The organism is Pontibacter roseus DSM 17521 (assembly GCF_000373265.1).
Classification (GTDB): Bacteria; Bacteroidota; Bacteroidia; order Cytophagales; family Hymenobacteraceae; genus Pontibacter; species Pontibacter roseus.
On record NZ_KB890762.1, the window covers coordinates 155468 to 167441 of the forward strand.

Sequence of the window (11974 nt, forward strand, 5' to 3'; positions counted from 1 at the left end):
AGAGTAGTACTCATTTGATGCTGTACATTAACTCGTGCTGTTTCATACTTTTTAACTAGTCACAACCCATCACACCGCTTCCGATAGGAGCACCGGGTGGCAGGCTGAGCACTTTAGTCGGTTTCACTTCCTCAGGTTTCTCCATCCGGGCCAAAGCAAAGTCCAGATGGGCTTTGTAGCCATCGTCGCGGGTGCGCTTGGCCTGGCTGGTTGCGTGCTGCTTGATTTGGTCGAGCGCGGCGGCGGCTACGGCGCGCGCCTGGTACGAGGCGTTTTCATTCTGGGCCAGCGCCATCAGGTGTGTGAGCACTACCTGTTCGGTCTGCAACTGCACCTGTGCGGCCAGCCCATCCTGGCGGCGGCTCTTCCAGGTGTTTTCCAGCAGTTGGTTCGTCACGTCCTGCAGGCTGAGGCTGTTGCTGCGGGCGCCCAGTTCCACCAGACGGGAGGCACGCTCCGGGTGCAGCAGAAAGGAGATAGAGAAGTCAGCAGAGGCCTGTGCAGCAGCCAATGGGTCGAAGGTAAGGCCTGTGCGCTTGGCAAAAAGCTCCCGGTTATTGCCCAGCCCCGGCGCCCGAGGCGGAATCAGTCGGATGATATCCTCGGGCAGGGTCAGCACCTCTGGCGAGATGGTCTTCAGCATGGCTTCCAACGCTTTCTGCTGTTCCCGCTTGTCCAGTACTTCGGTTACCACCTGCTTATCGCCGCGCAGGGCGTAAGTATAGTTCACGCCGCCCACCAGCTTGGCCGCCGCCTCGGTCTGGTAGCGATGGAAGTTGTAGATAGGCACCAACACGTCTTCCAGCTTGCTCATAGGGGCACCGGTTTTGATGTTTTTCTCGGAGAAGTTCTGGAGCGCTTTCTGGCGCACCTCCAGCACATGCAGCAGTTCCTCGGTGGCGTTTTTGCCATTGTCCCAAAGGTGGGCGGTGGGGTGGGCTCCTCCCGGTGCGCGGGCATCAGTGTCGGAGATGAACGACAGGCCGCGCGCCCTGCCTTGCGCCAGCAGCTCGTCCAGCGCCTTCTGCTCATTCGTGCCCTTCGGGAAATCCTGGTAGCCGTAAGCCACGGCCAGTTTGTCCCATTCCCCGATGCTGGTGCCATAGGCGCTGTTTAAGTCGATTCTTCCGGAGCGATCAAGCTTCACCTGCGGGTGCGGGTAGTCCATGACGGAGGCATTGTTGTTGGCGTCGTAGTTGTGCATGATGCCCAAAGTATGGCCCAGTTCGTGCGCCGACAGCTGCCTGATGCGCGCCAGCGCCATGTCGAGCATCGCTTTGTTGGCCGGCTTGCCTTCCTCATAGGGGGCCAGCAAACCCTCGGCTATCAGGTAGTCCTGACGCACGCGTAGAGACCCCAGTGATACGTGCCCTTTGATGATTTCGCCGGTGCGCGGGTCTATGACGGAAGCGCCGTAGGACCAGCCGCGGGTGCTGCGGTGCACCCATTGTATCATGTTGTAGCGCACATCCATAGGGTCGGCAGTGTCAGGCAGCACCTCCACCCGGAAAGCATCCTTATACCCGGCTGCCTCAAAGGCCTGGTTCCACCAACGGGCACCGTCCAGCAGCGCCGAGCGGATAGGTTCGGGAGCACCATTGTCCACGTAGTACACAATCGGCTTCACCGGCTCCGATACCTTAGCCGACGGGTTTTTCTTCTGCAAGCGGTGGCGGGCGATGTAACGCTTCTCGATGTCTTCGCCTACCGGAGTGGCATAATCGAAGTAGGAGATGCCGAAATAGCCGGCGCGTGGGTCGGCCTCCCGTGGCGTATAGCCATTGTCGGGCAGTTCGATGAACGAGTGGTGCTGGCGCAGGGTGATGGCCTGCTCGTCAGGCGTCACACTGCGGACAAGGTAGCCGCCGTTATCACCTGTGAAGGTGAGGGTGGATTCAAATTCGGTATTCTTCGGGAAGTTCTTGGTGCGGGGCAGGTATAGCGCCGAGCGACTGGCATCAAGCCGATACGTACCTTGGTTCGCCCGCTTGATGCTGCCAATTACGTCGTGCGCATCGCGCAGCAGGAACTCGGTGGCGTCTACCAGTACCCTGTTCCCATCAGCGGCCTCCGCCTTGAATCCCCACAGCACCGACTGCGCGAAGGACTCTTCCACGGCACGGGCCTCGTTTTGATTGTCAGTGATGGCGCGGTAGCGCAGGTTGGGCTGCACCAGCAGGATTTTGGGGCCTACTTTCTGGAATGAGACGATGCGCTGCCCGCCCAACTGGCCTCGGTCCAGCCCAATATCGTTGGAGCCAAGTCCACCGGGCAGGGAGTTCACGTACAGGAAATCCTGGTTGAAGCGGTCAATCTCGAGCCAGATTTTTCCGTTGTTTTCGTCCCAGTAAAAGCTGAAGTAACCGGGGTACTTTTTCATACCAGCCGTTTTGGAAGCTATACCGGGCAGGCTTTGGGCGAAGCCGGAGCCTGCCATCAAGAGCGGAAGCAGCAGCAGCCAAAGCCTCATGTAAAAGGGTGATTTCATGGTTTCTGTAGACTGTTTTAAGTAGAAAGAGAGGGTAAGATACGAATTTAGAAAATAGCAATTCTAAAATATAAGGAAGGTATAGAACGTTCAAAAACTACCGAGGCGGAAACCTTACGGGTTCTGCTCAGTACATACACTTTGTATGTGCCCCGGGCACGAGTCGAAACTAATCTTACAAAAACATGAAAAGAATACTCTCTGTCCTCTCTGCCTGTGTGCTGCTGAGTGCCTGCGGTAGCGAGCCAAAATCTGAGTACGAGCGCTACTACGACCCGAACTACCAACCCGACACCACAGCGACAGCCGCTACACGACCGGCTCCAAGCAAACCGGCCACTGTGCCCGCTGACAACACCAAGGTAGCAGACGAGGAAGGCACCGTAGCCGGCACCGGCACCGAAGAGGCACTGGCGGGCGATTTTGCGAAGGGCGAAAAGCTCATAGCCGGTTCCGACTGTCTCGCCTGTCATAAAGTGGACCAGAAACTGGTGGGACCGTCTTATGAGGAGGTGGCACAGAAGTACGAGGCGAACGACAAGAACACAGATTACCTGGCCAACAAAATCATACAGGGCGGTGCAGGCGTATGGGGACAGATTCCGATGACGCCGCACCCGAACATCCCGCAAGAGGATGCCAAGGAGATGGCCCGGTACATTCTGTCGCTCCGGAAATAACCACGTTACAAGGGCTGTCCCTATACCTGACAGGTATAGGGACAGCTTTTTTGTTTTCATTTGTTTGACATCCAAATCAGGAATGAGCAAATCTCAGGAGACTGCGGACATGGAGGCTAAACTCGTCTTGGACGCGAAGGCGACGCTGGGCGAAGGAGCCTTGTGGCACCCGGAGCAGCACCTGCTCTACTGGGTCGACATCGAGGGTAAAGCACTCCACCTCTACGACCCCGCATCGGGGGAGGACAAGGTATGGTCTGTCGGTTCACGGATTGGCACCGTGGTGCCGGTGCAGGGCGGAGGCGCGCTGGTCGCGCTTCAGAGTGGCATCCATCGTATAGATACAGATACAGGCAAGCTCACCTTCATCACCAACCCAATTGAGGAAGAAGATATCCGGTTCAACGATGGCAAGTGTGACCCGTCGGGCAGGTTCTGGGTAGGCACTATGGCACTCGATACACGCAAAGGAGCCGCGGCGCTATACCGCATGGAGAAAGACGGCAGCACTGAACAGGTGCTGGACAACCTCACCATCGCCAACGGCATCGTCTGGACAGCTGACCGGAAAACCATGTATTTCACCGACACACGCACCCAACAGGTACAGGCCTTTGACTACGACCACGAGACTGGCGCTATAAGTAACAGCCGCTTGGTGGTTGAGGTGCCAAAAGCAGATGGCTCCCCGGATGGCATGACCATCGATGTGGACGGCAATCTGTGGATTGCGCTGCATGGCGGAGGCGCCGTGGTATGCTACGACCCCGCCACAGGCAAGTTACTCCAGCGGGTGACTGTTCCGACTCCCCAGACCACTTCCTGCGCCTTTGGTGGTGAGAACCTGGACACGCTTTACATCACAACGGCCAGGGAAGGGCTTGATGAAGAGAAATTGAAAAAATATCCGCAGAGTGGGGGCCTGTTCTCTGTGAAGCCTGGGGTGCGAGGCGTACCCGCCCATTATTTTGTTGGAGCGGTTTAAACCTTTTTAATCTGCACTTTTATAAAGGCTGCTCAGGCAGCAACCGATTTTTTTTACACAACACATAACCAGTCAGACTATGATTCCAGCTAAAGCTTATGCCGCATTTGACCCTACCAGTCCGCTTGGGCCGTTCAGCCTGGAGCGCCGCGAAGTGGGGGAACATGACGTGCTGATTGACATTAAATTCTGTGGCGTCTGCCACTCGGACCTGCACCAGGTGCGCGACGAGTGGGGCGGCGCCATGTACCCGCTGGTGCCCGGCCACGAGATTGTCGGCGTGGTGAGTAAGGTGGGCAGCAGCGTGAAGAAGTTCAAGGAAGGCGACTTGGCTGGCGTGGGCTGTTTCGTGGACTCCTGCCGCACCTGCGACAGCTGCAGAGAAGGCCTGGAGCAGTACTGCGAAGTACACAACGTAGGCACCTACAACAGCTACGAACTCGACAACAGAACCATCACCTACGGCGGCTACTCCTCCCAGATTGTGGTGGACGAGAACTATACCTTGAAAGTGCCGGAAAACCTGGATTTGGCACGAGTGGCACCCCTGCTGTGTGCAGGCATCACCACGTACTCGCCCATCATGGAGTGGAAAATCGGCAAAGGGCACCGTGTAGGTATAGTAGGCTTGGGTGGATTGGGACACATGGCTGTGAAGATTGCGGCCGCCAAGGGGGCCGACGTGACGGTGCTGAGCACCTCTCCGAACAAGAAGCAGGATGCGCTGGACCTGGGCGCGCACAACTTCGCCGTGACCAAAGACGAAGCCACGCTGAAGCAGCTCCGCAACTCCTTCGACTTCATCATCGACACGGTTTCCGCACCGCATGACTACAACCTATACCTGTCTATGCTGAAACGCGACGGCACCATGATTCTGCTGGGCGCGCCACCAGAGCCATCCACAGTGGCCGGTTTCAGTTTGATAGCTCGCCGAAAACGCCTCGTAGGCTCCATGATAGGAGGTATACGGGAGACACAAGAGATGCTGGACTTCTGTGCTGAGCACAGCATCCTATCCGACATCGAACTCATACCGATAGCTGAAATTAACACCGCCTACGAACGCATGCTCCGCAGCGATGTGAAGTATAGGTTTGTGATAGACATGGCCACGCTGTAAAATTTTCCTGAAAACGAAAAGGGCTTCCGCTACTGTAGCGAAAGCCCTTTTCGTTTGTAATGCTGGCTATACCTATTGCGCAGTCACGGCTTTGAACGCGTTGATGCGGCCATAGCCATAGAACGAATCGCGTCCCGGCTTGCCCAGGTCATCAGCAGAGGCACGAAGCACCGCTTTTACTTGAGCAGGGTCCATCTGGCCGCCATTGGCACTGATGATGAGGGCCGCAACACCCGATGCGTGCGGAGCCGCCATGCTGGTGCCGGCGGACCACGTATAGCTTTGGTGACCTAAACTCAGCACCATATCGTAATGGTAACCATTCTTAGGGTAAAGTTTGGTGTCACCACCCGGTGCAGCGAAGTCCACATCAGAAACTCCGAAGTTTGTATAAGCTGCCGGCACATCCAGGTTCGTGTTGGTGTTGAACGCCCAACCAGTGGGAGCCGTAGCCGAAATTGAAATCACGTTAGGCGCATGCGCCGGTATGTACATCAGCGAACCGTCCCGTTGACCATTGTTGCCGTCATTGCCAGCAGCCGCTATCAAGGTAGAGCCATTCTGGTGTGCGAAGTTGGTGATGCGGGTAAAGGCCACAAGTAGCTCCTGGACAGCCTTAGTATCGCTCACCACGAAGTCATCAGAAGTGTCGTCTGGCGTTCCATTGTCATCCAGAAACTTGCCATTGCGTGGCAGAGCTGCTCCCAAACTCATGTTGATGACATCAGCACCTTGCATGGAGGCCCAAACAATACCTTGCAGGATAGAAGAGAAGGGACCGGAGCCGGAGTCGCGCAGCACTTTCACCAAAATCATTTGAGCGTCAGGTGCTATACCTATCACACCCATGTCATTGTCTACCGCGCCAATAGTGCCGGCCACGTGCGTGCCGTGACTGAAACCATCTCCCCGAGCAGGGTCATACTGCAGGATTTCTCCTGGTATGAAAGAGGCGCTTGCCTTCATATCAACATTCGGAGCTAAATCCGGATGATTCAAATCAAATCCTCCGTCCAACACTGCCACACGCACCCCCTGTCCGCGGGCTCCTGTGTTCCAAGCGGCAGGTGCTTGAACAGCTGTATGTCCCCATTGTAAGGAGAACCCTGGGTCGTCATCCGCAGTGCTTGGTGGGTTCACGTTGTTTGTGGCTCCTTCAGTGAACTCCTGCGTCTTCATCTGCTCCGGATTATACCACTGTATTTCCAGGTCGCGCACCACGGAGCGCACACCGCTCAGTTTGCTTGCTTTGGCTATGAAGTTCGGGTCATCAGACGAAACGGCGACCACACCAGCTCCTGCCATTAGAGCGGTTACTTTTCCACCCATACCTTGTAGTTCCTGCTCTATACCTGAAGGCAGCGTCTCCGATGAGCCAATCACGATGTAGTGCTTGGAGCGGAGGGTGATACCGGGGGCCGCTTCGCCTTTGGCTGCCGCACTGATGGCGCTTTGGGCGATGGTGCCTTCCGGAGACATTTCTTCATCGGGGTTGCAGCTGATGAGACCGGCTAAGGCAACTAGCGCCGGGTACAGGAGGATGCGTCGGGTAAAACTTTTGTTAAGCATGTAATCTGTCAAATAAGGGTTAGTGAATAGTTTGTAAGGGTCAAGTAAGGCGACTATCGATTTGCTCAATAGAAGTTGTTCTATACAAGCGAACTTGAATATAGGGAATTTGATTTGCATAAACCAATAAATTTTTTGGCTGATGCCGATAAATTTAATCGAAATGTACACAGAACACCAAAGCGACTAGTATTGTCTGCTTAATCCCGGAATAAGGTATAGGAGTGACTGGCTGATTCAGCACGATAGCCAATCAGCAGATACATCCAATTCTCTTGAAAGAGCTATTTTAAGGTTTCCGGAGCACCCAGGTGGTCATGGCCCGCTCTTGTTCCACCAGCACCGTCTTAAGCGGCTCCAGCCTTTCGCTCCCCAGCTGTTGCTCCAGTTTCAGCAGCAACTCCTCGTCGGCAAGGAACCAGACAGGACCGTGTGCCATACGGTACAATCGCTCCTGCAGGTGCTCCAACTTGCCTTCTAGCCCAATGGTGGTGCCGAAGCGGCAGAAAAGCATGCCTCCCGGCCGAAGCACCCGCCACATCTCCTGAACCATGGCTCGAAAGTGGGCTTCGCTGCGGGCAAAGTGCAACACGGCGCTGCACAGCACCACGTCAAACTCAGCATCAAAGAAGGGCATTGCCTCCACGTCCGCCACCACGAAATTGCGGGCCGGCAGGGTAGGTGCTACCTCCAGCGTCATGTGCCGTACACGCCGCACCGCTTCCTCTGACACGTCAGCCGCGTATACCTGCACGCCAGCTTGCAGCAGGTAGTGTAGGTTGCGCCCAGTGCCGCAGCCGGCATCCAGCAGCTTCATGCCTTTCTGGATGCGGCCTTTGAGTAACTGGTCGAACAGGTAGAGGTCTAAGTCGCCGAACTGGGCTTTGAGGGAGGTGATGGGCAGGTGAAACATAGCGTATAGGTATAGGTACAGGAACACATGCAGCAGCGCAAGGCGAAATTAAGCATGATTTTCCTACCCTTTCTGCCTTTTTTTTAAGAATATTGAACAGGAATATACGATAAAAAAACTATGAATAGCACCTCAGAAGCCGCAACCACAACCCGCTCCAATCTCTCAGTTAAGGAGTTTATTCAGAAATATGCCAACCACCCGACTTACATTCCGCCGACCGGGCCCGAGCTCAACGCCAAGAACTGGCAGACAGAAGCTGCGCTGCGCATGTTCCTGAACAACCTGACCGATGAGGTGGCTGAGGACCCCAGCCGGCTGGTAGTATATGGAGGTATAGGACAAGCGGCGCGGACTGTGGCCGATGCTCAAAAAATCATAGAAGTGCTGCTGAACCTGGAGGAGGACGAAAGTCTGCTGGTGCAGTCGGGCAAGCCGGTGGGCAAGGTGCGCACGCATACGGAGGCGCCGCGTGTGCTCATCGCCAATTCCAACCTGGTGCCGCATTGGGCCACTTGGGAACACTTCAACGAGCTACGCGCCCGCGGCCTGATGATGTACGGGCAAATGACGGCTGGAAGCTGGATTTACATTGGCACCCAGGGTATCCTGCAAGGCACTTACGAGACTTTCGCGGCCTGCGGCAGAATCCACTTCAACGGCGACTTGCGCCACAAGCTGCTCGTGACTGGCGGACTGGGCGGTATGGGTGGTGCCCAGCCTTTGGCGGCTACCATTGCCGGCGCTACGTTTCTGGGCGTGGACGTGGACCCGGAGCGCATCAGGAAGCGCCTGGAGACCCGCTACATTGACAAAATGACCTACGACTACGAAGAAGCGAAGCGCTGGGCGCTGGAGGCGAAGGAGAAAGGAGAGGCCATCTCCATCGGTCTGGTAGGCGACATCGGCGATGTGCTGGAAAGACTGATTCAGGACAACATCACCCCGGAAATTCTCACCGACCAAACCTCCGCCCACGACCCCATTAACGGCTATGTACCCAACGGAATGACTTTAGAGGAGGCGAAGTCACTTCGTGAAAGCAATCCACAGGAATACAAATCCCGCTCCCTCAAGAGCATGGCACGTCACGTGAGCTTCATGCTGGAACTGCAGCGCCGGGGCAGCCGCACCTTCGACTATGGCAACAACCTCCGCGAGTTCGCACAACAAGGCGGCGAACAAAATGCGTTTAACATACCGGGCTTCGTGCCGGAGTACATGCGTCCGCTCTTCTGCGAGGGCAAGGGACCATTCCGTTGGGCGGCACTATCCGGCGACCCAGAGGATATACGTGTGACGGACGAGGCGCTTAAAGAGCTTTTCCCCGAGAACTCGCACATGATTAATTGGCTGGAGCAGGCCGAGGAGAAGGTGGCTTTCCAAGGGCTGCCGTGCCGCATCTGCTGGCTGGGTATGGGCGAGCGCGAGAAGGCCGGGCTTATGTTCAACCAACTGGTGCGCGATGGAAAAGTGAAAGCACCCATCGTGATTGGCCGCGACCACCTCGACTGCGGCTCCGTGGCCTCACCCTACCGCGAGACGGAAGGTATGCTGGATGGCTCTGATGCCGTTTCGGATTGGCCGCTGCTCAACCTGATGTCCAACACCGCCGGCGGTGCTACCTGGGTGTCGTTCCACCACGGAGGAGGCGTAGGTATAGGGTATTCGCAGCATGCCGGCATGGTGATTCTGGCCGACGGCACCGAGCGTGCCGACCGCTGCCTGAGCCGCGTACTGCACAACGACCCGGCCATGGGCATCTTCCGCCACGCCGACGCCGGCTATGAAACGGCACAGGACAACGCCGAGAAGTTCGGGTTGAAACTGTAGCTTCTGTCTTTCCTTCCAGCCAGAGCGGGAAATCTGTTGTACGAAACTTGTGGCTGGTTTCCAGCTGGCCTTGGAAGGATAATCTGTAAACACATAGGGTACATCCGTTGCCTCCAAAACTAAAACTATGAAACCCATCGACAACAATCACATCATGATTGGCCCCTTCTGCCAGCTGGTGACAATGGCTGATTTGCCGGAGGCTGGTCCCATCGCCGATGAGCAGCTGCAGGTGCTGGAACACGCGGGCGTGCTGGTGCGTGGCGAGCACATCCTACTGGTTGGCAACTATGAACAACTGCTGAAAATAGCATCGGAGAACAACTACGCGCTGGAGAAGATTGACCGGCCCATGGTGCTCCTGCCTGGCCTCGTAGACGCCCATACCCACATGTGCTTTGCCGGTTCCCGGGCGAATGACTATGCCATGCGGGTGGCTGGAAAATCATACCTGGAAATTGCGCGTAGCGGGGGAGGTATACTGGACAGCGTGAACAAAACCCGGGAGGCAACCCTGGTGGAACTGGTCGACTTGCTTAAGAAGCGCTGTGACCGGCATCTGGCTGAAGGCGTGACTACCTGCGAGGTAAAGAGCGGCTACGGACTGACAGTGGAGGAGGAGCTCAAAATGCTGGAAGCCATCCAACTCGTGAACGCACACCACCACCTCGAACTTATACCTACCTGCCTAGCCGCGCACATGCGTCCGCCAGAGCATACAGATTCCAGGGCATACCTGGAGGAGGTCGTGACCAGACTACTGCCCCAGGTGCAGGAGCAAGAGCTGGCCAACCGGGTGGACATCTTCATAGAAGACACCGCCTTTGGAGAAGAGGAGGCGCTAGAGTATCTGCTGGCGGCTAAGGAGATGGGATTTGATATCACCGTGCATGCTGACCAGTTCAGCACCGGCGGAAGCCGTATTGCGGCCGAGGTGGGCGCCGCGAGCGCCGACCATCTGGAGGCGAGTGGGGAAGCGGAGATGGCCTTGCTTCAAGAGGCGGGTGTGGTGGCCACTGTGTTGCCAGGAGCCTCACTGGGTTTGGGCATGCACTACGCACCGGCCCGCAAGATGCTGGACAGCGGCCTCTGCGTAGCCATTGCCACCGATTGGAATCCAGGCTCGGCACCCATGGGCGACCTGCTGCTGCAGGCGGCTCTGTTGGGAGCGTCCCAAAAACTCACCACTGCCGAAACACTGGCCGGCATCACCACCCGCGCTGCCCGTGCCCTCAACCTGAAAGACAGAGGCACGCTGCAGAAAGGGCAACTGGCCGATATGATTGCGTTCCCCACCGAAAACTACAAGGAAATCCTGTACTGGCAGGGGAAGCTGAAGCCGGCACAGGTATGGAAGCGGGGCGAGAAACTTTAATATGACACTCATACATCCACACCATGTATAAACCCACAGAGGCAGGCGCCTGGAAAGGCCGTGTAGACGCGCTTGACGGCGAAGAAGGCAAACGCTGGCACCAGAGCATACGGCTGCTCAACCTGACAGAAACCACGGAGCCTGCTACGGCAGAGCAGTCCATCGCACTGCTGGGTTTTTGCTGCGATGAAGGCGTGCGGCGCAACCAGGGCAGGGAAGGCGCAGTGGGCGGTCCGGCCGCCCTGCGGCAGGCCATGGCATCCTTCGCCTGGCACCTGGACGACGACGCTGAACTGCTGGATGCCGGCGATGTGTTCTGCACCAACCAAAATCTGGAGGAGGCACAGAAGCAACTCGGACGGAAGGTACATACCTTGCTTTCCAATACCTACAAGACTATTGTGCTAGGCGGTGGCCACGAGACAGCCTATGGGCACTACTTGGGCATAAAGGCCGCACTGCCTGCCGGACAGCAACTGGGCATCATTAACTTTGACGCGCACTTCGATTTGAGGAGCTACGACAAGCAAGCCTCTTCCGGCACGCCTTTCCTGCAGATTGCCGATGACCTGGCCGCAGTGAATAAGGATTTCCAGTACCTGTGCCTGGGTATACAGCAGTATGGCAACACGCAGAAGCTCTTCAACACAGCCGCCGACTACGGTGCGGACTATGTGTTTGCGCCAGCCTTGCAGGTATATAATTACGAGGCCCTGCGGGAGCGCCTGCAGCAGTTCATGGCGATGGTGGACGTGCTCTATGTCAGCATCGACTTGGATGTGTTTGCGGCTGCCTATGCGCCCGGCGTCAGTGCGCCTACGGCTTTAGGTATACGGCCCGACATCGTGCTGTTGTTGCTCCAGGAAATTATTGGCAGTGGCAAACTGCTGACGCTGGATGTGGTGGAGCTCAACCCAAAGCTGGATATTGATAACCGAACGGCCAAGCTGGGGGCCTCGCTGCTCTACCACGTTGTGCAGCAGTGGAGTCAGGTTTAGGGTCGAGCTA

At 56.6% G+C, this 11974-nt stretch carries 9 protein-coding genes; 6 read left to right on the plus strand and 3 right to left on the minus strand.

The genetic code is table 11. The features are described from left to right. Positions 1-55 precede the first annotated feature (55 nt). Complete coding sequence (locus B051_RS0107165) at positions 56-2488, minus strand: zinc-dependent metalloprotease (RefSeq protein WP_018477507.1); 2433 nt, start codon at positions 2486-2488, stop codon at positions 56-58. A 185-nt stretch (positions 2489-2673) separates the two neighbouring features. On the opposite strand from B051_RS0107165, the gene B051_RS0107170 reads away from it, so the two are divergent. From B051_RS0107170 to B051_RS0107180, 3 genes are all read left to right on the plus strand, one after another. After that, positions 2674-3168 carry a c-type cytochrome gene (locus tag B051_RS0107170; protein WP_018477508.1) on the plus strand — a complete coding sequence of 165 codons (495 nt, stop codon included), beginning with the start codon at positions 2674-2676 and terminating at the stop codon, positions 3166-3168. Positions 3169-3250: 82 nt separating this feature from the next. After that, the gene (locus B051_RS0107175) at positions 3251-4153 is read left to right on the plus strand and encodes an SMP-30/gluconolactonase/LRE family protein (RefSeq protein WP_018477509.1); all 903 of its coding nucleotides are present in this window, start codon (positions 3251-3253) and stop codon (positions 4151-4153) included. Positions 4154-4232: 79 nt separating this feature from the next. Continuing rightward, positions 4233-5276: an NAD(P)-dependent alcohol dehydrogenase gene (locus B051_RS0107180; protein ID WP_018477510.1), complete on the plus strand. Its 1044-nt coding sequence runs from the start codon at positions 4233-4235 to the stop codon at positions 5274-5276. Between the two features lie 72 nt (positions 5277-5348). On the opposite strand, the gene B051_RS0107185 is transcribed toward B051_RS0107180, so the two are convergent. Together B051_RS0107185 and B051_RS0107190 are read right to left on the minus strand one after the other, a co-directional pair. Then, positions 5349-6845 (minus strand): S8 family peptidase, encoded by a 1497-nt coding sequence (locus B051_RS0107185; protein ID WP_018477511.1) that lies wholly within the window; start codon positions 6843-6845, stop codon positions 5349-5351. A gap of 289 nt (positions 6846-7134) precedes the next feature. Next, positions 7135-7758 (minus strand): class I SAM-dependent methyltransferase, encoded by a 624-nt coding sequence (locus B051_RS0107190; RefSeq protein WP_018477512.1) that lies wholly within the window; start codon positions 7756-7758, stop codon positions 7135-7137. Between the two features lie 120 nt (positions 7759-7878). Here B051_RS0107190 and hutU point away from each other — a divergent pair, with 120 nt between their 5' ends. From hutU to hutG, 3 genes are all read left to right on the plus strand, one after another. Beyond that, entirely contained in the window at positions 7879-9591 is a 1713-nt protein-coding gene (gene hutU / locus B051_RS0107195; RefSeq protein ID WP_018477513.1) for a urocanate hydratase, read from the plus strand. A 127-nt stretch (positions 9592-9718) separates the two neighbouring features. Further along, entirely contained in the window at positions 9719-10966 is a 1248-nt protein-coding gene (gene hutI, locus B051_RS0107200; RefSeq protein ID WP_018477514.1) for an imidazolonepropionase, read from the plus strand. Between the two features lie 23 nt (positions 10967-10989). Next, a complete protein-coding gene (gene hutG, locus B051_RS0107205; RefSeq protein WP_018477515.1) occupies positions 10990-11964 on the plus strand; it encodes a formimidoylglutamase in 975 nt (324 codons plus the stop codon). Positions 11965-11974: the final 10 nt, after the last annotated feature.

Coding starts and splice junctions, on each gene's coding strand:
- B051_RS0107165 (WP_018477507.1), bottom strand. CDS start 2,488: ATGAAATCACCCTTTTACATGAGGCTTTGGCTGCTGCTGCTTCCGCTC.
- B051_RS0107170 (WP_018477508.1), top strand. CDS start 2,674: ATGAAAAGAATACTCTCTGTCCTCTCTGCCTGTGTGCTGCTGAGTGCC.
- B051_RS0107175 (WP_018477509.1), top strand. CDS start 3,251: ATGAGCAAATCTCAGGAGACTGCGGACATGGAGGCTAAACTCGTCTTG.
- B051_RS0107180 (WP_018477510.1), top strand. CDS start 4,233: ATGATTCCAGCTAAAGCTTATGCCGCATTTGACCCTACCAGTCCGCTT.
- B051_RS0107185 (WP_018477511.1), bottom strand. CDS start 6,845: ATGCTTAACAAAAGTTTTACCCGACGCATCCTCCTGTACCCGGCGCTA.
- B051_RS0107190 (WP_018477512.1), bottom strand. CDS start 7,758: ATGTTTCACCTGCCCATCACCTCCCTCAAAGCCCAGTTCGGCGACTTA.
- hutU (WP_018477513.1), top strand. CDS start 7,879: ATGAATAGCACCTCAGAAGCCGCAACCACAACCCGCTCCAATCTCTCA.
- hutI (WP_018477514.1), top strand. CDS start 9,719: ATGAAACCCATCGACAACAATCACATCATGATTGGCCCCTTCTGCCAG.
- hutG (WP_018477515.1), top strand. CDS start 10,990: ATGTATAAACCCACAGAGGCAGGCGCCTGGAAAGGCCGTGTAGACGCG.